The organism is Klenkia taihuensis, assembly GCF_900112525.1.
GTDB lineage: Bacteria > Actinomycetota > Actinomycetes > Mycobacteriales > Geodermatophilaceae > Klenkia > Klenkia taihuensis.
The window spans coordinates 665,207-691,128 of record NZ_FOMD01000001.1 but is presented as its reverse complement, the minus strand read 5'-3'; the positions used below and the strand labels follow the sequence as shown (position 1 = coordinate 691,128).

General features: G+C 75.0%; 25 protein-coding genes and 1 riboswitch. Of the genes, 11 read left to right on the top strand and 14 right to left on the bottom strand.

All coding sequences use genetic code 11. The features are described 5' to 3' along the window. Positions 1-27: 27 nt before the first annotated feature. A complete protein-coding gene (locus BM158_RS21650) occupies positions 28-192 on the top strand; it encodes a hypothetical protein (protein ID WP_165628822.1) in 165 nt (54 codons plus the stop codon). Here BM158_RS21650 and BM158_RS03365 read toward each other — a convergent pair. The 5 genes from BM158_RS03365 to BM158_RS03345 form a co-directional block, all read right to left on the bottom strand. Continuing rightward, positions 189-794 carry a response regulator transcription factor gene (locus BM158_RS03365; protein WP_091554684.1) on the bottom strand — a complete coding sequence of 202 codons (606 nt, stop codon included), beginning with the start codon at positions 792-794 and terminating at the stop codon, positions 189-191. The genes BM158_RS21650 and BM158_RS03365 overlap by 4 nt on opposite strands. Then, the gene (locus tag BM158_RS03360; RefSeq protein WP_091556252.1) at positions 791-1,981 is read right to left on the bottom strand and encodes a sensor histidine kinase; all 1,191 of its coding nucleotides are present in this window, start codon (positions 1,979-1,981) and stop codon (positions 791-793) included. The genes BM158_RS03365 and BM158_RS03360 overlap by 4 nt, the downstream gene beginning before the upstream one ends. A gap of 32 nt (positions 1,982-2,013) precedes the next feature. Then, the gene (locus BM158_RS03355) at positions 2,014-2,823 is read right to left on the bottom strand and encodes an ABC transporter permease (RefSeq protein WP_091554682.1); all 810 of its coding nucleotides are present in this window, start codon (positions 2,821-2,823) and stop codon (positions 2,014-2,016) included. After that, positions 2,820-3,779, bottom strand: coding sequence for an ABC transporter ATP-binding protein (locus BM158_RS03350; protein ID WP_091554680.1), 960 nt, complete (start codon positions 3,777-3,779; stop codon positions 2,820-2,822). Before BM158_RS03350 ends, BM158_RS03355 begins: the two co-directional genes overlap by 4 nt. A gap of 119 nt (positions 3,780-3,898) precedes the next feature. Further along, positions 3,899-5,230, bottom strand: a complete 1,332-nt coding sequence (locus BM158_RS03345; protein WP_229827477.1) for an MFS transporter — start codon at positions 5,228-5,230, stop codon at positions 3,899-3,901. A gap of 40 nt (positions 5,231-5,270) precedes the next feature. Between BM158_RS03345 and BM158_RS03340 the strand changes: the two genes are divergently transcribed. Then, on the top strand, positions 5,271-6,092 hold the full coding sequence (locus BM158_RS03340; RefSeq protein ID WP_091554678.1) for a tyrosine-protein phosphatase: 822 nt from the start codon (positions 5,271-5,273) through the stop codon (positions 6,090-6,092). A 58-nt stretch (positions 6,093-6,150) separates the two neighbouring features. On the opposite strand, the gene BM158_RS21645 is transcribed toward BM158_RS03340, so the two are convergent. Beyond that, the gene (locus tag BM158_RS21645) at positions 6,151-6,303 is read right to left on the bottom strand and encodes a hypothetical protein (RefSeq protein WP_165628821.1); all 153 of its coding nucleotides are present in this window, start codon (positions 6,301-6,303) and stop codon (positions 6,151-6,153) included. A 215-nt stretch (positions 6,304-6,518) separates the two neighbouring features. Continuing rightward, positions 6,519-8,228, bottom strand: coding sequence for a phosphoenolpyruvate--protein phosphotransferase (locus BM158_RS03330; RefSeq protein WP_091554674.1), 1,710 nt, complete (start codon positions 8,226-8,228; stop codon positions 6,519-6,521). Between the two features lie 221 nt (positions 8,229-8,449). Here BM158_RS03330 and BM158_RS03325 point away from each other — a divergent pair, with 221 nt between their 5' ends. The 4 genes from BM158_RS03325 (at position 8,450) to BM158_RS03310 (ending at position 12,695) form a co-directional block, all read left to right on the top strand. Then, entirely contained in the window at positions 8,450-9,244 is a 795-nt protein-coding gene (locus tag BM158_RS03325) for a DeoR/GlpR family DNA-binding transcription regulator (RefSeq protein WP_242657450.1), read from the top strand. After that, positions 9,241-10,218: a 1-phosphofructokinase family hexose kinase gene (locus BM158_RS03320; RefSeq protein ID WP_091554672.1), complete on the top strand. Its 978-nt coding sequence runs from the start codon at positions 9,241-9,243 to the stop codon at positions 10,216-10,218. Before BM158_RS03325 ends, BM158_RS03320 begins: the two co-directional genes overlap by 4 nt. A gap of 29 nt (positions 10,219-10,247) precedes the next feature. Beyond that, on the top strand, positions 10,248-12,347 hold the full coding sequence (locus tag BM158_RS03315) for a PTS fructose transporter subunit IIABC (protein WP_091554671.1): 2,100 nt from the start codon (positions 10,248-10,250) through the stop codon (positions 12,345-12,347). Positions 12,348-12,434: 87 nt separating this feature from the next. Next, the gene (locus BM158_RS03310) at positions 12,435-12,695 is read left to right on the top strand and encodes an HPr family phosphocarrier protein (protein WP_091060375.1); all 261 of its coding nucleotides are present in this window, start codon (positions 12,435-12,437) and stop codon (positions 12,693-12,695) included. Positions 12,696-12,883: 188 nt separating this feature from the next. Here the strand turns inward: BM158_RS03310 and BM158_RS03305 are convergent, their stop codons facing one another. The 3 genes from BM158_RS03305 to pdhA are packed head-to-tail and all read right to left on the bottom strand — an operon-like array spanning position 12,884 to position 16,462. Beyond that, positions 12,884-14,368: a dihydrolipoamide acetyltransferase family protein gene (locus BM158_RS03305; protein WP_091554669.1), complete on the bottom strand. Its 1,485-nt coding sequence runs from the start codon at positions 14,366-14,368 to the stop codon at positions 12,884-12,886. A gap of 1 nt (position 14,369) precedes the next feature. Continuing rightward, complete coding sequence (locus tag BM158_RS03300; RefSeq protein ID WP_165628820.1) at positions 14,370-15,344, bottom strand: alpha-ketoacid dehydrogenase subunit beta; 975 nt, start codon at positions 15,342-15,344, stop codon at positions 14,370-14,372. Continuing rightward, positions 15,341-16,462 (bottom strand): pyruvate dehydrogenase (acetyl-transferring) E1 component subunit alpha, encoded by a 1,122-nt coding sequence (pdhA, locus tag BM158_RS03295; RefSeq protein WP_229827478.1) that lies wholly within the window; start codon positions 16,460-16,462, stop codon positions 15,341-15,343. Before pdhA ends, BM158_RS03300 begins: the two co-directional genes overlap by 4 nt. A gap of 130 nt (positions 16,463-16,592) precedes the next feature. Here pdhA and BM158_RS03290 point away from each other — a divergent pair, with 130 nt between their 5' ends. From BM158_RS03290 to BM158_RS03280, 3 genes are read left to right on the top strand one after another with little or no spacing between them, the layout of a single operon-like run. After that, on the top strand, positions 16,593-17,063 hold the full coding sequence (locus BM158_RS03290) for an Lrp/AsnC family transcriptional regulator (RefSeq protein ID WP_091554668.1): 471 nt from the start codon (positions 16,593-16,595) through the stop codon (positions 17,061-17,063). A 28-nt stretch (positions 17,064-17,091) separates the two neighbouring features. Next, positions 17,092-18,555, top strand: coding sequence for an alpha/beta fold hydrolase (locus BM158_RS03285; RefSeq protein WP_109504818.1), 1,464 nt, complete (start codon positions 17,092-17,094; stop codon positions 18,553-18,555). 57 nt (positions 18,556-18,612) lie between these two features. Continuing rightward, entirely contained in the window at positions 18,613-19,113 is a 501-nt protein-coding gene (locus BM158_RS03280; RefSeq protein ID WP_229827479.1) for a hypothetical protein, read from the top strand. Between the two features lie 6 nt (positions 19,114-19,119). Here the strand turns inward: BM158_RS03280 and BM158_RS03275 are convergent, their stop codons facing one another. The 3 genes from BM158_RS03275 to BM158_RS03265 form a co-directional block, all read right to left on the bottom strand. Then, positions 19,120-20,448, bottom strand: coding sequence for a serine hydrolase domain-containing protein (locus tag BM158_RS03275; protein ID WP_091554662.1), 1,329 nt, complete (start codon positions 20,446-20,448; stop codon positions 19,120-19,122). 10 nt (positions 20,449-20,458) lie between these two features. After that, positions 20,459-20,797 (bottom strand): DUF3817 domain-containing protein, encoded by a 339-nt coding sequence (locus BM158_RS03270; RefSeq protein ID WP_409359871.1) that lies wholly within the window; start codon positions 20,795-20,797, stop codon positions 20,459-20,461. Positions 20,798-20,910: 113 nt separating this feature from the next. After that, complete coding sequence (locus BM158_RS03265) at positions 20,911-21,918, bottom strand: C40 family peptidase (protein WP_229827480.1); 1,008 nt, start codon at positions 21,916-21,918, stop codon at positions 20,911-20,913. A 105-nt stretch (positions 21,919-22,023) separates the two neighbouring features. Further along, positions 22,024-22,169, bottom strand: a riboswitch (cyclic di-AMP (ydaO/yuaA leader). A 216-nt stretch (positions 22,170-22,385) separates the two neighbouring features. Here BM158_RS03265 and BM158_RS03260 point away from each other — a divergent pair. After that, entirely contained in the window at positions 22,386-23,921 is a 1,536-nt protein-coding gene (locus tag BM158_RS03260) for a phytoene desaturase family protein (protein WP_091554656.1), read from the top strand. Positions 23,922-23,925: 4 nt separating this feature from the next. Continuing rightward, positions 23,926-25,041, top strand: coding sequence for an NDMA-dependent alcohol dehydrogenase (locus tag BM158_RS03255; RefSeq protein ID WP_091554654.1), 1,116 nt, complete (start codon positions 23,926-23,928; stop codon positions 25,039-25,041). Here BM158_RS03255 and BM158_RS03250 read toward each other — a convergent pair. Continuing rightward, on the bottom strand, positions 25,038-25,922 hold the full coding sequence (locus tag BM158_RS03250; protein ID WP_091554652.1) for a carbohydrate ABC transporter permease: 885 nt from the start codon (positions 25,920-25,922) through the stop codon (positions 25,038-25,040). The genes BM158_RS03255 and BM158_RS03250 overlap by 4 nt on opposite strands.

The following is a 25,922-nucleotide window of genomic DNA, read 5'->3' as shown; positions in this document are numbered from 1 at the left end:
CGGCCGGGCCGGGGAAGGGTGGGGTGCATGACCGACCCGATCACCGACCCGGCCGACTCCCCCTCCGACGACAACCTGGTCGACGGCCGACCGGGTGACGACCGCCCGGACGCCGGCGCGGAGGACACCACCCTGACCACCGATGGCGACGCCCAGCGCACCGACGACGTGGCCGACCCCGAGAACTCCTAGATCCAGCCGTGGCGGCGGGCGGCGTCGACGGCGGCGTGCCGGTTCGGGGCGCCGAGCTTGCCCGCCGCCGAGGACAGGTGGTTGCGCACGGTGCCCACCGACAGGTGCGCCCGGGCCGCGATCTCCTCGACCGGCGCGCCCCCGGCGGCCAGCTCCAGGACGTCGGCCTCGCGCGGGGTCAGCGGTGAGTCGCCGGCGCTGATCGCCTCGGCGGCCAGCTCGGGGTCCACGTAGCGCCCGCCGCCGTGCACGGTGCGGACGACGTCGGCCAGCACCGTGGCGTGCACCGTCTTGGGCAGGAACCCGCGCACGCCCGCCGACAGGGCGCGCTTGAGGTGCCCGGCGCGGCCGTGGCCGGTCACGATCACGACCCCGCAGCCGGGCAGCGCCTCGGCCAGGTCCCCGGCGACGGAGATGCCGTCGCGGTCGGGCATCTGCAGGTCCAGCACGGCGACGTCGGGCCGGTGCGCCCGGGCCATCGCCAGCGCCTCCGAGCCCGACGCGGCCTGGGCGACCACCTCGAGGTCGTCCTCCAGGCCCAGCAGGGTGGCCAGCGCCGTCCGGATGAGGTTCTCGTCGTCGGCGAGCAGCAGCCGGATCACGCCGGCACCTCCCCCACCAGCACGAAGTCGCCGTCCCGCCGTCCGGCCGACAGCCGACCCCCGGCGGCCGCCAGCCGCTCGGACAGCCCGGTGAGCCCGGAGCCCCACGCGCCGACGTCCCCGGCCACGGTGTTGGTCACCGTCAACGACACCTCCCGGTCCCCTGCGTCCACCGCGATCGTGCACGTGCCGCCCGAGCCGTGCCGCAGCACGTTGGTGACCGCCTCGCGGACCACCCAGCCGAGCACCACCTGCGCCTCCTCCGAGAGCTGCGCGTCCTCGCCGGTCACCGTGCAGTCGATGCCGGCCGCGCGCAGCACCGACCGGGCGCCGGCCAGCTCCGAGCGCAGGTCGACGGCCCGGTAGCCGCGCACCACCTCGCGCACCTCGGCCAGCGACGACCCGGCCAGCGCGCCGATGGCGGCGACCTCGTCGGCCGCCTCGGGCCGGCCGCGACGGACCAGCTGCTCGGCGAGCTGGGACTTCACCGCGATCGCCGAGAGGTTGCGGCCCATGACGTCGTGCAGGTCGCGGGCGAAGCGCAGCCGCTCCTCGGCGACGGCGAGCTGGGCCTGCACGCCGCGGGCCCGCTCCTGCTCCCGGACGACGTCGAGCAGCCACACGCTGAACCGGAACGCCCCGACGAAGAAGACCAGCGCCACCAGGATGGACAGCCCGACGATGCCCGCCGCGAGCACCGGCACGCCGCGCAGCGCGGACACGACGGCGGCCAGCACCGCCGCGACCGCGGACAGCGCGGCCAGCGGCCGGTAGGGCACGACCACCGAGAGCGCGACCAGCACGGCCGCCGCGACGACGCCCACCAGCCACGGACCGGCCGGGTTCGGCACGCCGTCCTCGCCGCGGGCCTCGGTCACCGCCACCCCCGCGGCCACGGTCAGCACGCCGGCGGCCACCGCCGCGGCCACCGGGCCGGGGGGCACGGTCCCGCGCCGGAAGCCGGTCTCGGCCACCACCACGCACGCCGCGGTGGTGGTCAGCGCCGCGGCGGCGAGCAGGAGGTCCCAGGCCGTCCCGCGCGAGCGGTAGGCCGACACGGTGACCAGCAGGACCAGGAAGGGCAGCCCGGCGAGGGTGAGGTGGAAGGACCAGCGGGTGTAGATCTCGATGCGGTCGGTGTCGGAGCGGCTGCTCCACCACCGCGACAGGCCCGGCACGGCAGCCATGCTGCCGTGCCGGGCCCGGATCGGGCGAACCGTCACCGGCGGGGCGCCCAGGCGAACCCGCGGCGGGCGGCCAGGGTGCCCAGCACCAGCCAGCCGGCCAGGATCGCCAGCGGCACCCCGGCGGCGGCCCAGACCGAGCCGTCCACGGCGTCGCCCTGCCAGGTCTGGCCGGCCAGGCCCAGCTGCAGCAGCTCGACGACCGGGGTCAGCGGCAGGAAGCGGGCGACCTCGCCGAGGGTCTCGGGCAGCACCGACAGCGGGTAGAACAGCCCGGACAGGCCGGTGGAGACGATGATGAACGGCAGGCCGGTGATCTGCGCGGACTCCGCGGTGCGGGTGAACCCGGTGGTGGCCGCGGCGAGCAGCACCATCAGCACGATGCCGCCGACGAGGGCGACCAGCGGCAGCACGACGTCCACCGGCGCGGTCCACTCCCCGATCGCCACGACGCCGACGGCGATCAGCGCGACCTGCCCGACGGTGACCAGCACGGTCGGGGCCGCGGTGGCGACCTGCACCTCGACGCCGGTCAGCTCGCCGGTGCGCATCCGCTGCAGCACCAGCTCCTCGCGGCGGGCGACGTAGGTGGTGACCAGGTTGTAGTAGGTGAGCATCACCAGGCTGATGCCGACGGCGATGACCAGCAGCCGGCCGCCGAAGGGCAGGTCGCCCCCGTCCAGGCCCAGGGCGGGCACCGCCAGCACGAACAGCACCGGGACGACGACGGAGTTGACCAGCGCCGTCCGGTTGCGGACGAACAGCCGGGTCTCGGCCGAGGCCAGGGACCACACCCGGGACAGGCGCGAGGGGCCGGCGGGGCGGGACAGGGTCGCGGTGGTCATCGGTTCTCCTCCATCAGGCTCGGGTGGGTGCCGTCGGCGACGGCGAGGAAGGCCTGCTCCAGGGAGCCGGCCCGGGCGGCGAGGGTGCGCAGCACGACGCCGTGCTCGGCGGCCCAGGCCAGCAGCTGGGCGAGCACCGGCTGCAGTGCGCGGGTGCGCCACTCGACGCGGTGGCCGTCCTCGACGACCTGGACCTCGGCGGGCACCGGCGGGCGGGGGTCGCCGGCGTCGAGGGCGAAGCGGACGGTGGCCGGCTGGGTCTCGGCGATCTCGGCCTGGGTGCCCGAGAGCACGACCTGGCCGGCCCGCATGACGGCGACCCGGTCGGCCAGCTCCTCGGCCTCCTCCAGGTGGTGGGTGGTCAGCAGGACGGCGGCGCCGTCGGCGACCAGGCCCTGGACCAGCTCCCACACCTGGCGGCGGGACTCGGGGTCCAGGCCGGTGGTGGGCTCGTCCAGCACGACCACGCTCGGCCGGCCGAGCAGGGCCATGGCCAGGTCCAGCCGGCGCCGCTCGCCACCGGACAGCGCCCGCACCCGGACGTCGGCCCGGCCGGTGAGCGACACCTGCGCCAGCGCCTCCTCGACCGGCCGGGGGTCCGACAGCGTGCCGGCCCAGGCCCGCAGGGTCTCGGCGACGGTGAGGTCGCCGGGCAGGCCGCTGGTCTGCAGCAGCACGCCGAGCTCGCGGCGCACCCGGGCGCGGTCGCGGACCGGGTCCAGGCCCAGCACCCGCACGGTGCCGCCGCCGGCCGGGGCCAGGCCCTCGAGCACCTCGAGGGCGGAGGTCTTGCCGGCGCCGTTCACGCCGAGCAGGGCGAGGACCTCGCCGCGGCGGACCTCGAAGGAGATGCCGCGCACGGCCTCGAAGTCGCCGTAGCTGCGGCGCAGGTCGTGGACCTCGACGGCGGGGGTGGTCGCGGTGTCGGTGGATGGGGCCGCGGTGGCGGGTTGCATCGTCGTCCTCCAGGGGCTCGTTCTCGGTCACCCCTGACGTTGCCCGCCGCCCCGCCCCCGGGCAGGTGCCATCCCTCACGACCTCACCGGCCCCCCGCACGGGTCACCCGTGAGGTTCGTCAGGGGTGCGCCGTGGCCCGGTCGGCGTCCGCGGCGCGCAGCCGGCCGCGCAGGGCCAGCACGGTGAGCGCGGCGACGAGCATGACCGCACCGACCACCCACAGTCCGGCGCGCGAGCTGCCGGTGGCGTCCAGCAGGAACCCGGTCACGTAGGGCGCCCCGAACCCGGAGGCGTTGCCGAGGGTGTTGACCAGCGCGATGCCCGCGGCCGCACCGGCGCCGGCCAGGAAGGTCGAGGGCAGGTACCAGAACACCGGCAGCGCGCAGAAGACGCCGACGGCCGTCACGGTGATGACCGCCATCGTGGCCAGCGGGGACTCCATGTACAGCGCGACCGGGATGCTCACCGCGCCCAGCAGCGCCGGCAGCGCGACGTGCCAGACCCGCTCGCCGGTGCGGTCGGAGTGCCGGGACCAGAACACCATCGCCACCGCGCCCACGGCGAAGGGCACCGCGACGACGAGCCCGTTCTCCAGGATGGAGAAGCTGGTGTCGAAGCTCTCCGCGAACCCGGCGACGATGGTCGGCAGGAAGAAGCTCAGCGCGTACAGGCCGTAGGTGACGCCGAAGTAGACCAGGCCCAGCGCCCACACCCGGGGGTCGCGCAGCGAGTCGCGGACCCGGTGCCTCCCCGTCGCCTCGGTGGCCTGCTGCTCGGCGGCCATGGTGTCGTCCAGCCAGCGCCGTTCGTCGGGCGCCAGCCAGTCGGCGTCCCCCGGCCGGTCGGTCAGGTAGAACCAGGCGGCGACGCCCAGCACCACGGCGGGCAGGCCGAGCACCAGGAACATGACCCGCCAGCCGGCCAGGCCGAACAGGCCGTCCCAGTACTGCAGGATGGCCCCGGCGATCGGCGCGCCCAGGGCGCTGGAGGCCGGCAGCGCGATCATGAACATGCCGGTCAGCCGGACCCGGACCGAGCGCGGGAACCAGAAGGTCAGGTACAGCATGATCCCGGGGAAGAACCCGGCCTCGGCGATGCCCAGCAGGATGCGCAGCACGTAGAGCGTCGTCGCGTTCGGCACGAAGGCCATGGCCGCGGCGATCAGGCCCCAGGTGACCAGGATGCGGGCGATCCACCGGCGGGCGCCGAACCGGTGCAGCGCGATGTTGCTGGGCACCTCGAAGAGCAGGTAGCCGATGAAGAACAGGCCGCTGGCCAGGCCGAACATCGTCTCGGTCAGGCCGAGGTCCGCGCTCATCGTGAGCTTGGCGAAGCCGATGTTCGTGCGGTCGACGTAGTTGAGGAAGTAGGCCAGCCCCAGGAACGGGATCAGCCGCACCGCGACCTTGCGGACGACGCGGGCCTGCATCTGGTCCGTGCTCTCGGTCACCACCGGGCCACCCTAGGGCGGCACCGGTTAGGTTCGCCGGGTGCCCGACACCCGCTGGCTGGACCTGACCGGCACCACCAACACCCGCGACCTGGGCGGCCTGCCGCTGTCCGGCGGGGGGACGACGGTGCCCGGGCGGGTGCTGCGCAGCGACGACCTGCAGGAGCTCGACGCCGCCGACGTCGCCCGCCTCGGCGAGCTGGGCCTGACCGACGTGGTGGACCTGCGCACCAGCGCCGAGGTCCGGATGGAGGGCCGCGGCCCGCTGCGCGACGTCCCCGAGGTCGCCCACCGGCACTTCACGCTCATCCCCGAGGTGGGCGAGTACACCGACGTCTTCGCCGACGACGCCGACGCCGCGGACGTCGAGCCGCCGGCCGACTGGGTGGAGACCCTGCTGCCGCGCACCGCGGCGCCCGGCGACGAGGACGAGGCGCCGTCGGTCAAGGCCTACCTGGGCTACCTGTCCGACGGCGCGGACAACGTGGTCGGCGCGCTGCGGGCGATCACCGCCGCCCCGGGTGCCGCGGTCGTGCACTGCGCGGCCGGCAAGGACCGCACCGGCGTGGTCTGCGCGCTGGCGCTGTCGGTGGCCGGCGTCCGGCGGGAGGCGGTGGTGGCCGACTACGCGCTGACCGCCGAGCGGATCGAGGACGTGGTGGCCAAGCTCGCCGCCCGGCCCACCTACGCCGAGGACATGACCCGGCGCGACGTCGCCAGCCACACACCGCGGGCCGAGACGATGGAGCGGGTGCTGGACCTGCTCGACGAGCGGCACGGCGGCCCGCTGGGCTGGCTGACCGACCACGGGTTCGGCGTCGACGAGCAGGCGGCGCTGCGGGAGAAGCTCACCCGCCCCTGAGACGGGTCGAGCCCGTCTCCGCGGAGGAGACGGGCTCGGGTGCGGCGGTGCGCCGCCGTCAGCGCAGGACGCTGGAGAACTGGCTGTTGGCCAGGGTCAGCAGGTCGTCGCGCATCGCGGGGCTGCTGGTGCGGGCGAGCGCCTTGTCCAGAGCCCGACGGGTCCGCGACGCCTCCCGACGCTGACGCCAGGTGCTGGTCACGCTGCTCATGGTGCTGTCCTTCTTCCGTTGCTCGTTCGTGGTGTGCACCTGTAGTAAAGCAGGCGCGTCGCCGATTGTTCCCGCGATTCGTAGGTGATCTCGTCCACTCGACTACGGATGTTCACCCGAAAACAGCATTTGATCTACGAACGTGGTGCACGCCACAACGCCACGGGCCCCCGACGACCAGGTGGTCACCGGGGGCCCGTGGTACGAGCAGCGCGTCAGGCGGCGTCCAGCACCTCGCGGACGGCGGCGCGGGCCGACTGGGGGTCGTCGGCGGCCAGCGCGGCCTCCGCGGCCTGCCGGCAGGTGTCCAGGGTGACGGTGCCGAGCTTGGCGCCGACCCCGGCGACCGAGGACGCCGCACACGACAGCGAGGTGATGCCCAGGCCGACGAGCACGCAGGCCAGCAGCGGGTCGGCGGCGGCCTCGCCGCAGACCCCGACCGGCTTGCCCGTCCGCCGGCCGGCCTCGGCGGTCAGCTGCACCATGCGCAGCAGCGCGGGCTGCCAGGGGTCGGTCAGGTCGGCCAGGTCACCGGAGAGCCGGTCGGCGGCCAGCGTGTACTGGGACAGGTCGTTGGTGCCGATGGACAGGAAGTCCAGGTGCTGCAGGAACCGGTCGGCCAGCAGGGCCACCGAGGGCACCTCGACCATGACGCCGGGGACCATCCCCCGCTCGCGGACGGCGGCGGCGAACTCGGCGGCCTCGGCGACGGTGGACACCATCGGCGCCATCACCCACGGCGTGGCGCCGGTGGCCTCGGCGGCCTGCTTCACCGCGTCGAGCTGGCGGGTCAGGATGCCCGGGTTGAGCCGGGTGGTGCGCAGCCCGCGGACACCCAGCGCGGGGTTGGCCTCGTCGGCCGGGGTGGCGAAGGCCAGCGGCTTGTCCGACCCGGCGTCCAGGGTGCGGACGACGACCTTGCCGCCGGGGAAGGCCTCGAACACCCCGGCGTAGCCCTGGGCCTGCTCCTCGACGGAGGGCTCCTCGCTGTGCCCGAGGAAGGCCAGCTCGGTGCGCAGCAGGCCGACACCCTCGGCGTGCGCGGCCGCGGCGGCCTGCGCCCCGGCGCCGTCCTGCACGTTGGCCAGCACCTGCACGGCGTGCCCGTCGGCGGTGCGCGCCGGGCCCTCGTAGCCGGCCAGCGCCGCCGCGGCGGCCTGCGCGGCCTCGACCCGGGCCTGCGCGTCGGTCGGGTCGGGGTCGACGGTGACCGTGCCCTCCTCGCCGTCGACCAGCACGAGCGCGCCCTCGGGGACGTCGGCCAGCCCGCCGACGGCGACCACGCAGGGCAGGCCGAGCTGGCGGGCGATGATCGCGGTGTGGCTGGTGGACCCGCCCAGCCGGGTGGCCAGCGCGATGACCCGGGCGGGGTCGAGGCCGGCGGTGTCGGCCGGGGCCAGGTCGTCGGCCAGCAGCACCGACGGGGTGTCGGGGTTGGTGACGCCGGGCTCGTTCTGCCCGGTCAGCTCGGCGACGATGCGGTCGCGGACGTCGTTGACGTCGGTGACCCGCTCGGCCATCAGGCCGCCCAGGCTGGCGAACAGCTCGGCGAACTGCTGCGCGGCACCCACCGTGGCCACCGGCGCGGAGGCGCCGGCGTCGATGCGCTGCTCGACGGTCGAGAGCAGGCCCCGGTCGCGGGCCAGGCCCGCCGTCGTCTGCAGCACCGCGGCGCTGACCCCGCTGGCGGCGGCGGCCCGCTCGGTCAGCCGGCCGGCGACCACCTCGGCCGCGGCGGTGAACCGCGCCTTCTCGGCCGCGCGGTCGGCCTCGGCGACCGGCTCGGCGTCGTCGGTGGGCAGCTGGACCGCGCCGTGCGGGCGGATCACCGGGCCGAGCGCCACCCCGGGCACGACGGGGGTGCCGGTGAGCACCACGGGGCCGTCGGCGCCGGTGCTGGTGACGTCGGGGTGGGTGGTCGACATCGGGACCTCTTCCTGGGTCTGGAGGCGACGCGACGACGGTGGCGCGGACGGGTGTGGGGTGAATGGTGACCACCCGGGCCGCGGCCGTCGACAGCGGGGTGACCGGCGTCGCAGGGGCGTGGTGACCACAGTCACCGAGGTGTCTTGACTTGTCAACGTAACCAACGTAGAACAACACCAACACAGACCAGAAACAACAGAACCGGGCATGCGTCGGTGATGTGCGCAACAATGGGACGGGGGTGGAGATGTACGCCGAGGAGCGCCAGCAGGCCATCGCGGGTCTCGTCGCCCAGCGCGGCCGCGTCGCGGTGACCGCCGTCGCCGAGCGGTTCGGCGTCACCACCGAGACGGTGCGCCGCGACCTCGCCGTCCTCGAGCGCTCGGGGATGCTGCGCCGGGTGCACGGCGGCGCGGTCCCGGCCGGCAGCCTCACCGTCCTCGAGCCCGGCCTCGGCGAGCGGCGCAGCACCCGCACCGAGCAGAAGCGGCGCATCGCGTCGGCGGCGCTGGCCTTCGTGCCCGAGGCCGACGGCAGCCTGATCCTCGACGGCGGCAGCACCACCGCGGCGCTGGCCGAGGTGCTGCCCGCCGGGCGCCGGCTGCTCGCGGTCACGAACTCGGTGCCCATCTCCCACCGGCTCTCGGCCGCGCCCGGCATCAGCCTGCACGTCCTGGGCGGGCGGGTCCGCGGCATCACCCAGACCGCGGTGGGCGAGTCCACCGTCGCGGCGCTGGCCGACCTCAAGGCCGACGTGGTGTTCCTCGGCGCCAACGGGGTCACCGGCGCGCACGGCTTCACCACCCCCGACGAGACCGAGGCCGCCTCCAAGCGCGCCATGGTCAAGGCCGCCCAGCGGGTGGTCGTGCTCGCCGACAGCAGCAAGCTCGGCCGCGAGCACCTGGTCCGCTTCGCCGCCGTCGACGACGTCGACGTGCTGGTCACCGACGACGAGGCCGACCCGGACGTCGTCTCCGAGATCGAATCGCACGGGATCGAGGTCCTCACCGCATGAGCATCGTGACCCTGACGGCCAACCCCAGCCTGGACCGGACGCTGGAGCTGCCCGGCCCGCTGGAGCGCGGCAGCGTCGCCCGGCTGGCCCCCAGCCGCACCGAGCCCGGCGGCAAGGGCGTGAACGTCTCCCGCGCGGTCGCCGCCGCCGGCGCCGACGTCGTCTCCGTGCTGCCCGCCGCCGCCGACGACCCGATCGTCCGCGCGCTGCGCGGGCTGGGCCTGCAGCTGGCCACCGTGCCGATCGGCCAGCCGGTGCGCACCAACTACACCCTCACCGAGCCCGACGGCACCACCACCAAGCTCAACGAGCCCGGCGCCGCCCTCGACGCCGCCGCCCGCGACGCGCTGGCCGGCGCCGTCGCCGAGCACGCCGCCGGCGCGCGCTGGGTGGCGCTGTGCGGGTCGCTGCCCCCGGGCACCCCGCTGGACTGGTACGCCGACCTGGTCCGCGCCGTGCGCCCCACCGGCGCCCGCATCGCCGTCGACACCTCCGAGGCGCCGCTGCTGGCCCTGCTGGCCGCCGGCCCCGACGCCGCGCCCGACCTGCTCAAGCCCAACACCGAGGAGCTGGCCCAGCTGGCTGGCACCACCGAGGCCGAGGTCGTCGCCGACCCGCAGGCCGCGCTCGCCGCCGTCGCCGTCCTGCACGAGCGCGGCGTGCGCGAGGTGCTCCTCACCCTCGGGGCCGACGGGGCCCTGCTCTCGACCGCGGACGGCGAGCTGTTCTCCGCCCGCCCGCCGGCCATCACCGTGCGCAGCACGGTGGGCGCCGGTGACTGCAGCCTGGCCGGCTACCTGCTGGCCGACCTCGACGGGGGGTCCGCCGCCGACCGGCTGCGGTCCGCCGTCGCCTACGGCGCGGCCTCGGCATCGTTGCCCGGCTCCGCCGTGCCCACCCCGGCCCAGGTGGACGGTGCCGCCGTCCGGGTCACCCCCGGCTTCGCCGGTTCTGCACCGTCCCTGTCCCACTGACTCCCCCCTTCGAGACCAGGAGCACGTCCGTGTCCGCACTCATCACCACCGACCTGGTGGCGCTCGACGTCAGCCCCGGCGTCGACAAGACCGCCGTCATCAGGCAGCTCTCCGAGCTGGTCGCGCGCAGCGGCCGGGCCACCTCGGCCGAGGGCCTCTACTCCGACGCGATGGACCGCGAGGCCAAGGTCGCCACCGGCCTGCCCGGCGGCATCGCGATCCCGCACTGCCGCTCGGCCGCGGTCACCGAGGCCTCGCTGGCCTTCGCCCGGCTGCGCCCCGGCGCCGACTTCGGCGCCGCCGACGGCCCGGCCGACCTGGTCTTCCTCATCGCCGCCCCCGAGGCCGGCGACGCCGACCACCTGACCCTGCTCTCCTCGCTGGCCCGCGCCCTGGTGCGGCCGGAGTTCGTCGCCTCGCTGCGCAGCGCCTCCTCCGCCGACGAGGTCGTCGCCCTCGTGCAGGACGTCGTCTCCCCCGCCCCGGCCACCGCCGCGGCCACCCCGGCCGCGGCCCCCGCCGCCGCCCCGGCCGCCGCGCCCGCCACCGGTGGCCCGACCCTCGTCGCGATCAGCGCCTGCCCGACCGGCATCGCGCACACCTACATGGCCGCCGACAAGCTGGCCGCCGCCGCCCGCGAGATGGGCGTCGAGCTGCACGTGGAGACCCAGGGCTCCTCGGGCTCCACCCCGCTGGACCCCTCGGTCGTCAGCAAGGCCGCCGCGGTCATCTTCGCCGTCGACGTGGGCGTCCGGGACCGCGAGCGGTTCGCCGGCAAGCCGGTCATCCAGTCGGGCACCAAGCGGGCCATCCAGGAGCCCGAGGTCATGATCCGCGAGGCGCTCGCCGCCGCGCAGGACCCGAACGCCCGCCGGGTGCCCGGCGGCTCCGGCGCCGAGGCGGCCGCGTCCACCGGCAGCGGCCAGGGCGTCGGCTCGGAGATCCGCCGCTGGCTGCTCACCGGCGTCAGCTACATGATCCCGTTCGTCGCCGCGGGCGGTCTGCTCATCGCCCTGGGCTTCCTGTTCGGCGGCTACCAGATCGTCAACGGCAACCCCGACTTCGAGGGCCAGAGCTACGGCCTGAGCTGGCTGCTCAACAACAACATCTTCGACCTGCCGGTCGCCCCGGGCATCGAGGGCCTCAACGACGGCCTGCCCGGCTACCTCGGCGCCCTGTTCGTCGTCCTCGGCCAGGCCGCCTTCGGCTTCCTGGTGCCCGCGCTGGCCGGCTACATCGCCTTCGCCATCGCCGACCGCCCGGGCATCGTGCCCGGCTTCGTCGTCGGCGCGGTCTCGCTGACCGTCGGCGCCGGCTTCCTCGGCGGCCTGGTGGGCGGTGTCATCGCCGGGTTCGCGGCCAAGTGGATCGCCGGCTGGAAGCTGCCCGCCGGCGTGCGCGGCCTGCAGCCGGTCGTGATCATCCCGCTGCTGGCCACCGTCATCTCCAGCGGCATCATGGCCCTGGTCCTCGGCCGCCCGCTGGCCATCGCGCTCGAGGGGCTCGGCAACTTCCTGACCGGGCTGTCCGGGTCCTCGGCGATCCTGCTCGGGGTCATCCTCGGCCTGATGATGTGCTTCGACCTCGGTGGTCCGGTCAACAAGGCCGCCTACGTGTTCGCCACCACCGGCATCGGCGTGGCCGACCCCAGCCCGGCGTCCCTCCGCATCATGGCGATCGTCATGGGTGCCGGCATGGTCCCGCCCATCGCGATGGCCATCTCCACCACGATCCGCAAGCGGCTCTACACCCAGGCCGAGCGGGAGAACGGCAAGGCGGCCTGGCTGCTGGGCGCCTCGTTCATCTCCGAGGGCGCCATCCCGTTCGCCGCGGCCGACCCGCTGCGCGTCATCCCCTCGATGATGCTGGGTGGGGCCACGGCCGGTGCCCTCATCGCCGCCTTCGACGTCGAGCTGCGGGCCCCCCACGGTGGCGTGTTCGTCTTCTTCGCGATGACGAACTTCGTCCTCTTCCTGGTCGCGGTCCTCGTCGGCGCCGCGGTCGGCGGCATCGCGGTGACCATCGCCAAGAGCGTCGGCCGCACCCCGGAGGGCGCGCCGCCGGCCGCCACCGAGGAGGCCATGGTCGGTTCCGCGTCCACCACGGGTGCCGCTGCCGCGCGTAGCTGACAGGATCTACCCGACCCCGGGGCGCGGGCGCGGGCGGCCACCCCGCCCGCGCCCCGCACCTCACTCGACGCAGAGGAGACCCCCTCGATGCCCAGCAAGACCGTGACCGTCGGTTCCGCCGTCGGCCTGCACGCCCGCCCCGCCGCCCTCATCGCCGAGGCGGTGAGCAAGTCCGGCAAGCCGGTCACCCTCGCCACCCCCGGCGGCAACCCGGTCGACGCCGGCTCACCGCTGATGATCATGACCCTGGGTGCCAAGAAGGGCGCCGAGGTCGAGGTCAGCAGCGAGGACGAGGCCGTCCTCGCCGAGATCGCCGGCATGGTCGAGCGCGACCTCGACGCCGAGTAACCAGCACCACGACGAAGGCCCCCTCCCGCAGCTGCGGGAGGGGGCCTTCGTCGTCCGCGCCCCCGAGATCGGGGTTCCCGGGGCCATCGACGTCCCCCTGACCCCGCGAACCCCGGACTCTGCGCCGCACTGCGGGGTTCCCGCCCCCTCGGCAGGTCCCCAGAGGGCCAGAACCGCGCAGCCGGCAGTCAGAGCGCCAGCGCGACACCCGGGTCGTGCAGGACGGCGCCGACGTCGGCGAGGAAGCGGCTGCCCAGCTCGCCGTCGATGATGCGGTGGTCGAAGGACAGCGCCAGCTGCGTCACCTGGCGCACCCGGACCTTGCCCTTGTGCACCCACGGCATCTCGCGCACGGCGCCGAAGGCCAGGATCGCCGACTCGCCGGGGTTGAGGATCGGCGTCCCGGTGTCCACCCCGAACACGCCCACGTTGGTGATCGTGATCGTGCCGCCGGACATGTCGGCCGGCGAGGTCTTCCCGGCCCGCGCGGTGGCGGTCAGGTCGGCCAGCGCCCCGGCCAGCTCGGCCAGCGACAGCCGCCCGGCGTCCTTGATGTTCGGGACGACGAGGCCGCGGGGGGTGGCCGCCGCGATGCCCAGGTTCACGTAGTCCTTGACCACGATCTCCTGCGCCGCCTCGTCCCACGAGCTGTTCACCATCGGGTGCTTGCGCGCGGCCAGCAGCAGCGCCTTGGCGACGAACAGCAGCGGGCTGACCTTGAGCCCGGCCAGCTCCGGCCGCGCGGCCAGCCGACCGCGCAGCGCCATCATCCGGGTGACGTCGACGGTCAGGAACTCCGTCACGTGCGGGGCGGTGAAGGCGCTGGACACCATCGCCGCGGCCGTGTGCTTGCGCACGCCCTTGATCGGGATGCGCTGCTCGCGGCCGGCGGTGCCGCCGTCGCCGACCGGGAACCGGACGACGGTCTCGGCCGCCGCCGGCTCGACCACGGCTGAGCGGGCGGCCTCGACGTCGGCCCGGGTGATGACCCCGCCGGCGCCCGTGCCGGTGACGGTGGTCAGGTCGATGCCGAGGTCCTTGGCGTACTTGCGCACCGGCGGCTTGGCCAGCGGGCGCGGGGCGCGGCGGCCGGGGGCGACCGCGGTGCCCGAGGCGGCCTCGGTGTCGGCGGCGTGCCGCTCGGCGGCCCGGCCGATCTCCAGCCCGCCGTGCCGCACCGGCTTGCTGGTCGCGTCGGGCGCGGTGGCCAGCAGGGGCGGCCGGTCGGTGCCCGACCCGTAGTCCGCCTCGGGCAGCACGGCCGGCGCGGTGGCCCGCTCGGCGACCGCGGCCCCCGACCGGCGCGGCCGGCGCACGGCCTCGGTGTTCTTGGGGCCGTAGCCGACCAGCACCGACGTCCGGCCGCCCGGCGCCGGGCCGCCGATCAGCCCGGCGGCCGGGGTGTCGTCCTCGGTCGCCGGGGCGTCCCCGCCGATGTCGATGGTGATGATCGGGGCGCCGACGTCGACCGTCGTCCCCGGCTCGTGCAGCAGCTCGACCACGGTGCCGGCGTACGGGCTGGGCAGCTCGACGGCGGCCTTGGCGGTCTCCACCTCGCACAGCGGCTGATTGGTGGTCACCGTGTCGCCGACGGCGACGAGCCACTGCAGGATCTCGCCCTCGGTCAGGCCCTCGCCGACGTCGGGCAGCTTGAACTGGCGCAGGTCCGGCATGTCAGAACTCCAGCGAGCGGTCGACGGCCTCGAGCACCCGGTCCAGGTCGGGGAGGTACTCCTCCTCGAGCTTGGACGGCGGGTAGGTGACGTCGTAGCCACCCACCCGCAGCACCGGGGCCTCCAGGGAGTGGAAGCAGCTCTCGCTGACCCGGGCGGCGATCTCCGCGCCCAGGCCCAGCGTGGTCTGCGCCTCGTGCACCACGACGCAGCGGCCGGTGCGGCGCACCGACTCCTCGACGGGGGCGAGGTCCAGCGGCGAGAGCGTGCGCAGGTCGATGACCTCCAGCGAGCGGCCCTCGCCCTGCGCGGCCTCGGCGGCCTGCAGCGCGGTCTTCACCATGGGTCCGTAGGCCAGCAGCGTGACGTCGTCGCCGGCCCGCACCACCCGGGAGCTGAACAGCGGCGGCGGCGCCGTGTCGAGGTCGACCTCGGCCTTGTCCCAGTACCGGCGCTTCGGCTCGAAGAACACGACCGGGTCGGGGTGGGCGATGGCCTGCTGCAGCATCCAGTAGGCGTCGGCGGGGTTGGACACCGCGACGACCTTCAGGCCGGTGGTGTGCGCGAAGTAGGCCTCGGGGCTCTCGCTGTGGTGCTCGACCGCGCCGATGCCGCCGCCGAACGGGATCCGGATGGTGATCGGCATGGGCAGCTTGCCGCGCGAGCGGGCGTGGATCTTGGCGACCTGGGTGACGATCTGGTTGTAGGCGGGGAAGACGAACCCGTCGAACTGGATCTCCACCACCGGCTTGTAGCCGCGCATGGCCAGGCCGACCGCGGTGCCCACGATGCCGGCCTCGGCCAGCGGGGTGTCGACGACGCGGGCCTCGCCGAAGTCCTTCTGCAGGCCGTCGGTGATCCGGAAGACGCCGCCCAGCTTGCCGATGTCCTCGCCCATGAGCACGACCTTCGGGTCGTCCTCCATCGCCTTGCGCAGGCCGGTGTTGAGCGCCTTGCCCAACGTCAGGGTGCTCACTTCTCGAACCCCTCCTGGTAGGCGAGGAACGCCGCGCGCTGGGCGGCGATCTCCTCGGTCTGCTCGGCGTAGACGTGGTCGAACATCTCGGTGCCGGCCGGGTCGGGCATCTCCAGCGTGCCCGTGCGGATGCGGGCGGCGAGCTCGTCGCCCTCGGCGTCGACGCCGGCGAAGAACTCCGCGTCGGCCTTGCCGGAGCGCGACAGGTACGCCTTGACCCGCGCGATCGGGTCGCGCAGCTTCCACTCCTCGAGCTCGTCGGCCAGCCGGTAGCGGGTGGGGTCGTCGGAGGTGGTGTGCGCGCCCATGCGGTAGGTGAAGGCCTCGATGAACGTGGGCCCGGAGCCCTCGCGCGCCCGGGCGAGCGCCGCGCGGGTGACGGCCAGGACGGCGAGGACGTCGTTGCCGTCGACCCGGACGCCGGGGAAGCCGAAGCCGGCCGCGCGCTGGAACAGCGGCACCTTGGACTGGCGCTCGATCGGCACCGAGATGGCGTACTGGTTGTTCTGGCAGAAGAACACGACCGGGGAGTCGAACGTGGCCGCCCAGATGAAGGCCTCGTTGACCTCGCCCTGGCTGGTCGCGCCGTCGCCGAGGAAGGCGATGGCCGCGGCGTCGGCCGTGTCGCGCTGGATGCCCATCGCGTAGCCCGTGGCGTGCAGGCACTGCGCGCCGATGACGACGGTGTAGAGGTTGAACCGGGTGGCGACCGGGTCCCAGCCGCCGAGGTCGTTGCCGCGGAACAGGCTGATGACGTCGAGCGGGTCGACCCCGCGGGTCCAGGCCACGCCGTGCTCGCGGTAGGTCGGGAAGGCCATGTCCGCTTCGCCGAGCGCGCGGCCGGCGCCGATCTGCGCGGCCTCCTGGCCCTGCAGCGAGGCCCAGATGCCGAGCTCGCCCTGCCGCTGCAGCGCGGTGGCCTCGACGTCCCACCGGCGGACCAGCGCGAGGTCGCGGTAGAGGGAGCGCAGCTCCTCGTCGGTGACGTCCAGGGAGTAGTCGGGGTGCTCGACCCGCTCGCCCTCGGGCGTCAGCAGCTGCACCAGATCGGGCTGGGCCGGCAGGTGGGGCGCAGCGGCCCCCGGTACCGGGTCGACCATCTCTCGCACGGCGGTCACCGTCGTCCTCCTCACGTCGCAGAACTGCTTGTGCAGCACATCACTCCCGCAGCGGGATGCGCAAGGCACTCGACCGGAACCGATCAGATTGTTCAGCCAGGACCAGGTGTGGCGTGGCACACTGAGCAGCGTGCCCGGGATCGACGCCACCGACGCCCGGTTGCTGCTCGCCCTGTCCGAGGACCCGCGCGCCACGGTGATGGCGCTCTCGCAGACCCTCGGCCTGGCCCGCAACACCGTGCAGGCGCGGCTGGCCCGGCTGGAGTCCGGCGGCGCGCTGGACCCCTTCGAGCGCCGGCTGCGCCCCGAGGCGCTGGGCTACCGGCTCACCGCCTACATCACGGTCACCGTGGTGCAGACCTCGCTGGCCGAGGTCAGCACCGGCCTGGCCGACATCCCCGAGGTGCTCGAGGTGATCGGCCTGTCCGGCGTGGCCGACCTGCTGGTGCAGGTGGTCGCGGTCGACGCCGACGACCTGTGGCGGATCAGCGAGCAGGTGCTGGCCATCCCCGGTGTGCAGCGCACCGACACCAACCTGGCGCTGCGGCGGTTCGTCGACCACCGCATGGCCCCGCTGCTCAAGCGCGCCGCGGAGGCCTGACCGGCCCGTACCCCGGTTAGGGTGCGCCGTGCGGTCCCGGTCCCTGCTCGTGCTCGCCGCCCTGGTGCTCACCGGCTGCCGCATCGACGGGACGGCGTCCCCCGCCCCCGACGGCTGGGCCTTCGTCGACGAGCAGCCCTGCGCGCCGTCCACCGGCGCGGGCGACTTCTCCTGCGTGACCCTGTCGGTGCCGGTGGACCACGCCCGCCCGGCCGGCGAGCACTGGGACGTCACCTTCGCCGTCCTGCGGGCCACGGGCGAGCGCCGCGGCGTGTTCGTCACCGCCACCGGCGGCCCCGGCTCCAGCGGGCTGGCCGCCGCCGACGCCTACACGCAGTCCTTCCCCGACGAGGTGCGCGAGGGCTTCGACGTGGTGTTCCTCGACCAGCGCGGGATCGGGCTGTCCCAGGAGTTCCGCTGCGACGACGCCTACGCGGAGTGGACGGCGGCGGTGGACACCTCGTTGACGCCGGCCGAGCGGGAGGACTACGCGGCGGCCACCACCCGGTTCGGCGAGGACTGCTTCGCCGAGGCCGGCGTCGACCCGGCCACCGCGCCCCGCTACGCCACCGCGCAGGCGGTCGAGGACCTCGAGGACCTCCGGCAGTGGCTGGACGCCCCGCAGCTGACCCTCTACGGCGAGAGCTACGGCACCCAGTACGTGCAGACCTACGCCGCCGCGCACCCCGAGCGGGTGGCCGGCCTGGTGGTCGACGGCGTGGTCGACCTGACCACCGACCAGCCGGGGTTCGCCGTCCAGGCCGCCCGCGCCTACTCCGAGGTCCTGGAGCTCACCCTCGGCGACGACGCCGCCGGGTACGACGGGCTGCTGGACGAGCTGGCCGCCTCGCCGCGGACGGGCCCGAGCGGCGACCCGGTCGACGACCTGACCCTGCGGTCGGCGGCGATCTCCTCGATGAGCGACCCCTACGCCCGGGAGGAGTTCGCCGACGCGCTGGGCGACGCCCTCGCCGGCGACGTGTCCGGCCTGGACCAGCTCGGCAACGGGGTGTTCGTCCCCGACCCGACCTACTCCGACGCGCTGTTCTACGCCGTCGAGTGCCAGGACTACGACTTCGTGCCCGACGGCGGCGACCCCCGGGCCGTGCTGGACGAGTGGCTCGACGTCGCCGAGGAGCAGGGCATCGACCAGCTGCGGCTGGGCGGCACCTACTACGGGGACACCGCCTGCCTGTTCTGGCCGGGTGCGGCCAGCGAGCCGGACTTCGCCCGCCCGGCCCCGGTCACCGACCCGCCGTACCCGGTGCTGGTGCTGGGGGCCGACACCGACCCGAACACGCCGTTCGTCGGGGCGCAGGACGTCTTCCGCGACCTCGTCCCCGGCGCCGGGCCGGACGACGGCGCGGTGGTGCAGCTCGGCGGCCCGCACGTGGTCTACGGGCGGGGTGACCCGTGCGTGGACGACCCGGTGAACACCTTCATCGCCACCGGCGAGGTCCCCGACCGGCGGATCACCGTCTGCCGCTGGTGACGGTTTCTCGCCCGTCACCCCCGGGGTAACGGGCGCTCCATGGCTTCGAGGACCCCCGTGGGTGCATTCGGCAAGGGCAGGCGCGGCATCTCCACCGGCGGGTGGGTGCTGCGCGGCGCGGCTGCCGGCGCCGCCGGCACGACCGTGCTGAACACCGTCACCTACCTGGACATGGCGGTGCGCGGGCGCGGCACCAGCAACACCCCCCAGCAGACCGTCGAGGCACTGGCCGACAAGGCGCACGTCGACATCCCGGGCGAGGGCGACACCCGCGACAACCGGGTGGCGGGGCTGGGGCCGCTGACCGGCATCGCGGCCGGGGTGGGCGTCGGCGTGCTCGCCGGCCTCGCCCGGGCCGCCGGGTTCCGGCCGAACGCCGTGGTCGGGGGGCTGGTCGCCACCGTCGGGGCGCTGGTCGGCGCGAACGGCCCGATGGCGGCCCTGGGCATCAGCGACCCCCGGACCTGGTCGGCCACCGACTGGGCCAGCGACGTGGTGCCGCACCTGGCCTACGGCTTCGCCACCCACGCCACCCTGGCTGCGCTCGACCGAGCCTGAGGCGGCTCAGCGCCAGCCCGCGGGGTCGACGCCGCCGGGCACCGGGGCGGCAGGGTCGTAGGGCTGCCGGGTGAACACGAAGGTCGCCAGGTCCAGGTGGTCGTCGGCGATGCGCAGCGTCTCGCCGGCGTAGTAGCCGTCCAGGCCCACCCATCGGCCGTCGGGCCGCCGGAGGAACCGGCTGGCCCGCCCGGCACGGCCGGGCAGCGGACCCAGGTGCAACAGGCCACCGGCCTGGGCGCGCAGCACGTAGGGCGCCGGGCCCCAGAACCAGACGCCGAGCACGTCCAGCGGCACCGGCGCCGGGGACGGCGACCACGCCGGCCCCACCCACGGCTCGGCGGCGCGCAGGTCGGCCAGCAGCCCCGGCACGAGCGGGTCCAGCCCGCTGGTGGTGTTGGCCAGCATCACCGCGCCGGCCATCTCGGCCCGGTCGACGAAGACCCCGGCGAGGAACCCGGGCATCGAGCCGCCGTGCCCGACCAGGGTGGCGCCGTCGACCCGGAGCACCTGCACGCCCAGGCCGTAGGCCGACCAGCCGGCCACCGAGGAGTCCACGCCGGCCGGCACGGTCATCTCGGCCAGCGTCGTCGGGTCGAGCACGTCGCCGGTGTCGCCGAGCAGGAACGCGGCGAACCGGCCCAGGTCGGTCAGCGTGGCCCACAGCTGGCCGGCGGCGTCCATGACCCCGGCGTCGTGCTCGGGCTCGGGCAGCACGACGTCGGCCCAGGGGTGGACGGCGGTGCCGCGCGCCGCGGCACCGGAGGGCCGCGGGGTGGTGCGGGTCATCCCGAGCGGGCGGAGCACCTCGTCGGTGACGACGTCGGCCCACGACCGGCCGCGCTGGCGGGCCACCAGCTCGCCCAGCAGGCCGAAGCCGAGGTTGGAGTAGTGGAAGCGGCGGGCCGCGCCGAGCACGACGTGCTCGGGGCCCAGCTGCAGCTCCTCGAGGGTGCCGCCGGGCACCCGCTCCCACCAGCCGCCCGGGCTCTCGCTGGAGGCCCCGGCCAGGTGGGAGAGCAGCTGTCCGACGGTGCGGTCGCCCAGCGGGGTGCCGGGCAGGTGCCGGTCCAGCGGGTCGTCCAGCCGCAGCCTGCCCTCGTCGCGCAGCCGCATGACCGCGACCGCGGTGATGGTCTTGCTGATCGAGCCCAGCCGGAACTGGACGTCGGCGTGCGGCTCGGGGACGTCGCCGCGGCCGGTCGACCAGGCCAGCCCGCCGTCACGCACCACGCCGGCGACCAGGCCGGGCGCGCGGCCCTCGCGCTGCACGCGGGCGGTGCGGGCGAGCAGCGTGCGGGCCGTGGTGGGGGCGACGGGAGCGGGGTCGGGCATGCCCCGCAGGCTAGGGGGTGGTCACCGGGCGTTCGACCGGCAGCCGACCGGTGCGGACCGCCCACCGCTCGAACCACACGGTGGCGAACGGCGGGATCGAGGCCACCAGGGCGAGGAACGCGGTGCGCAGGTCCCAGCGCAGCACCCGCCAGGCCAGGACGGCGAGCACCACGTAGACGACGAAGACGCCGCCGTGGATCGGCCCGGCGACCTGCACGCCGAGCTCGGAGGTGCGCAGCACCCACTTCACGAACATCCCGGCCAGCAGGAGCGCCCAGCTCACCGCCTCGGCGAGGGCGACGACGCGGAAGGCGCGGGCGACGGTGCGGGGCTCGAGCAGGGTGGCCACGACCGGCATGAACGACCGGCGCGCGGCCGGTGTCCCCGGGTGTGACCGACCCCGCACAGCGCGGAGCCCCGGTCACCGCGAGGGTGACCGGGGCTCCGGGGGTGCTGGCTGCGTCAGCCCGCGAGGCGGCGGTAGGCCGTGGGCGAGGAGCCCATCGCGTCGATGCTGGCGACCTTGACCACGTCGCCCGACGTCGGCGCGTGGACCATCTGGCCGTTGCCGATGTAGATGCCGATGTGGCTGACCGGGGAGTAGTAGGCCACCAGGTCACCGGGCTGCAGGTCGGCGCGGGAGACGGCCTGCCCCATGGAGGCCTGCGCCCGGCTGGAGTGCGGCAGCGAGATGCCGGCGGCGGCGTAGGCGTACTGCACCAGGCCCGAGCAGTCGAAGCTGTTCGGCCCGGAGGCGGCCCACACGTACGGGTCGCCGCGCTGGGCGAGGGCGGTGTCGACGGCGGTCTGCGCGGCGGCGGAGTTGGCCACCACCGAGGTGGACGGCGCGGCCGCGGCGCTGCTGCCCGACCCACCCGAGGAGCCCGACGGCGCGGCCGCAGCGGTGTCGCCGCCGCCGTGGCTGGCCAGGATGGCGGCCTGCTCGGCCGCGCTGAGCCGGTCGTACTGGGCCTGGTAGTCGGCGATCTCGGCGTTGAGCTCGTCCTGCTGGGCGCTGACGGCGTCGAGCTGGGCCTGCGCCTCGGTGGTGGCCTGCTCGGCCTGCTGCTGGGCGGCCGCGGCGGCGTCGTTGGCCTGCTGGGCCTCGCTCAGCACCTCGGTGGTGTGCTCCGAGAGCAGGTCGAGGGTGGCCGCCTGCTCCACGAACTCGCCGGCCGAGCTGGCCGAGAGCAGGGTCTGCAGGCCGGTGAGCTGGCTGCCGCCCTGGTAGGCGGTGCGGGCGACGTCGGTGACCGAGCCGCGGGCGGCGTCGAAGGCGGCCTGGGCGGCCTGCGCGTCGGCGGCGGCCTGGGTGGCGGCGGCCTGGTCGGTCTCCAGCGCGACGCGGGCGTCGTTGAACTGCTCGGTGAGGACCTCGAGCTGGTGGCCGCGCTCGGCGACCAGCTGGGCGGCCTCGGCGGCGGTGGTGGGCTCGGCGCCCGGTGCGGCCTGCGCGGGGGCGGTGGTCACCAGGACCCCGGCGGCGGCGAGGAGGGTGATCGCTGCGCGTCGCCCCCGGAGGAGGGCAGGGCGGCGCGCGGCAGTGCTGGTACTCGCCATGTGCGGCGGGTGGTCCTTTCTTCCCACAGGCCGCCTACCGGGTTAGCTGACGGATTCGGGCGGGAAGTTCGCCCGGCACGTTGGCCCTCGCGGGCCGTCGGTGCTTCACCCCAGTGCTTCGGTGGGTCCCCGGTCCATGCACGCCCCGGTGCTGCTGGGACGGCTGTGGTTCGGCGGCGCCCGGTCGGCTGCCACCCAGGGGAGGTGGCGGAACGATCCGTCCGGACGGCCCGACGGTAGGTGCGTAACCCAGTCGTGACAACCCACCCCCCTCCGTTTGTGGACTTCCGCACGGTCGGCCCAGGGACACGCCATGAGCACGCTCACAACGCGTGACCGTCTCGTTGCACCTGTTGCGGGTGGGACAGGATGCCGGGATGCGACCTGGTGCGGCGGTGGACGTGGTGGTGGTCGGCGGCGGGCACAACGGTCTCGTCGCCGCGGCGTACCTGGCCCGCGCGGGCCGGTCGGTGCTGGTCCTCGAGCGCCGGGCGGGCCTCGGCGGCGCGGCGGTCAGCGAGCAGGTGTTCCCCAGCGTCGGCGTCCGGCTCTCGGCCTACTCCTACCTGGTCAGCCTGCTGCCCGACCGGCTGGTGGCCGACCTGGACCTCGGCCTCGAGCTGCGCGACCGGGCGGTCAGCTCGGCGACCCTGCTCGGTGACCGCGCGCTGCTGGTCGAGCGCGACCCCGGGCCGGCGACCGAGGCCTCGTTCCGGGCGCTGACCGGGTCGGACGCCGAGTGGGCCGGCTGGCAGCGCTTCTACGGCCGGCTGAGCACGCTGGCCGAGGACCTCTCCCCCACCCTGGTCGAGCCGCTGCTGGACCGGGGCGAGCTGGAGGGCCGGCTGCGCGACCCGCAGCTGTACCGCGACCTGGTGGAGCGGCCGCTGGCCGACGTGGTCGCCGACCACCTGCACTCCGACGTCGCCCGCGGCGTGGCCCTGACCGACGGCCTGATCGGCACCTTCGCCGACGTGCACGCCGCCGACGGCCTGGCCGGCCGCTGCTTCCTCTACCACCTGGTCGGCAACGGCACCGGTCTGTGGCGGGTGCCGGTGGGCGGCATGGGCGTGGTCAGCGGCGCGATCGCCGACGCCGCCCGCCGGGCCGGGGCCGACCTGCGCACCCGGGCCACCGTGACCGCCGTCGAGACCCGGGCCGAGGGGGTGACCGTGCACTGGACCGACGACGAGGGGGCGGTGCACGCGGTGGACGCCGGGCACGTGGTGGCCGGCTGCGCCCCCGCCGTCCTCGACGAGCTGACCGGCGCCGCGCCCGGGCCACGGCCGGAGGGCGCCCAGCTGAAGGTCAACATGGTGCTCACCCGGCTGCCCCGGACCCGGTCGGGCCTGGACCCCGCGGTGGCCTTCGGCGGCACCTGCCACGTCGACGAGGCCGCCTCGCAGATCGACGCGGCCTACGCGCAGGCCGCGGCCGGGACGTTGCCGGGCACCATCCCGTTCGAGGTGTACTGCCACTCGCTGACCGACCCCTCGATCACCGGCGGCACCGGCCTGCACACCCTCACCCTCTTCGGCCTGCACACCCCGGCCGGGCTGTTCGCCGCCGACCCGGTGGGCACCCGCGAGGAGGCCGTGCGCCGGGTGGTCGCCAAGCTCGACGCGCAGCTGGAGGAGCCGCTGGCCGACTGCCTGGCCACCGACGCCGAGGGCCGGCCGTGCCTGCAGGCGGCGTCCCCGCTGGACGTCGAGGCGTCGCTGGCCATGCCGGGCGGGCACATCTTCCACGGCGACCTGGCCTGGCCGGTCGCCGACGAGGCGCACCCCGCCGGCACCTGGGGCGCGGCCACCGCCCACCCGCGGGTGGTGTCGGCGTCCTCGGGCGGGACGGTGCGCGGCGGCGCGGTCAGCGGGCTCGGCGGGTACGCCGCGGCCCGGCATCTGCTGGGATGAGCCGGTGGAGACGACCGGCGCAGTGCTGCGCAGCCAGGGTGGTCAGTACGAGCTCGTGACGCTGGAGGTGGGCGACCCCGGCCCCGGCGAGGTGCTGGTGGAGATGGCCTACGCGGGCCTGTGCCACTCCGACGAGCACCTGCGGCAGTCCAACGCCGGCGGGCGCTACCCGATCGTCGGCGGCCACGAGGGCTCCGGCCGGGTGCTGGCGGTCGGGCCGGGGGTCAGCCGGGTGGCCCCCGGCGACCACGTCGTCGCCAGCTTCCTGCCCGCCTGCGGCACCTGCCGCTGGTGCGCCTCGGGCCGGTCCAACCTGTGCAACCTGGGCGCCACCATCGCCACCGGGCAGCTGCCCACCGGCACCTGGCCCTTCCGGCTGGACGGCGAGGAGCTCGGCGCGTTCTGCATGGTCGGCGCCTTCGCCCGGCACTCGCTGCTGCACGAGGCCTCGGTCATCAAGATCCACCCCTGGCTGCCGCTGGACACCGCGGCGCTCATGGCCTGCAGCGTGCCGACCGGCTGGGGGTCGGCGGTCTACGCCGGCGGCACCCGGCCCGGGGACACCGTGGTGGTCGTCGGCTGCGGCGGGGTGGGCGCCAACGCGGTGCAGGGCGCGGCGCACGCCGGGGCCTCGCACGTCGTCGCCGTCGACCCGGTCGCCTTCCGCCGGGAGTTCGCGCTCACCGTCGGCGCCACCCACGCGGTGGGGACGTCGAAGGAGGCGGCGGCGCTGGCCCGCGAGCTGACCTGGGGCAACGGCGCCGACGTCGTCGTCCTCGCACTGGGGTCGACCGACCCCGAGAGCACCCGGCTGGCCGCCCGCTGCCTGGGCAAGGGCGGCACGCTGGTGCTCACCGCGCTGGCCGACGTCGCCTCCGACGTCACCGTGTCCCTGCAGGGCAACGGGGTGACCGCCTACGAGCACCGCATCCAGGGTGCGCTGTTCGGCAGCTGCAACGCCCACCGCGACGTCCCGATGCTGCTGCGCCTGGCCGAGGAGGGGAAGCTCGAGCTCGACCGGCTGGTCACCCGCCGCTACTCCCTGGACCAGCTGCACCAGGGCTTCGCCGACCAGGCCGCCGGCGAGACGATCCGCGGCCTGCTGGTGCACGCGGACTAGCCCTTCACCGCCCCCTCGTTGGCCCCGGCCACGAAGTAACGCTGGAAGACGAAGAACACGATCGCCACCGGCAGGGTCATCAGCAGTGCCGCGCCCAGGGTGAGCGGGAACTGGTTGCCCGACCCGAGCTGGCCGGTGGTCAGCGTGGCCACGCCCTTGGTGAGCGTGTACAGGTCGCGGTCCTGGCTGGCCACGATGAAGTGCGGCAGCTCGTTCCACGACGCCTGGAAGCTGAGGATGGTCAGCGTGATCAGCGCCGGGCGGGCCATCGGCAGCACCACCGACCAGAAGACCCGGAAGGTGCCGGCGCCGTCGATGCGGGCGGCCTCCTCGATCGAGGCCGGCACGCTCTCGAAGAACTGCTTCATGATGAACACGCCCGCGGCGTCGGCGACCAGCGGCAGGAACAGCGCGACCGGGGTGTCGTAGATGCCGAGCTGGTTGAGCACCAGGAACTTCGGGATGAGCAGCACGACGCCGGGCACGGCCATCACCGCCAGGACGGCGGTGAACAACGCCGACCGGCCGCGGAAGCGCAGCCGGGCCAGCGCGTAGCCGGCCAGCGAGCAGAGGAGGACCCGGCCGAGGGTGACCAGCACCGACACCCACACGGAGTTGAAGCCCCAGAGGGCGAAGTCGGTGTCGAACAGCCGGCCGAACGCCGCCGTCGTCACCGGGTCGGGCAGCAGCGACAGCGGGGAGTTCGTCGCGTCGCTGTCGGTCTTGAACGACGTGACGACCTGGATGAGGAACGGGTAGAGGTAGACGATCGAGAAGAAGACCAGCACCACGTAGGCCAGGAACCGGCCCACCGGGAACCGGCGGCGGGCCGGCGCGGGGGCGGGGGTCTCGACGGGGGGTGCCTCGAGGGTGGTGGTCAT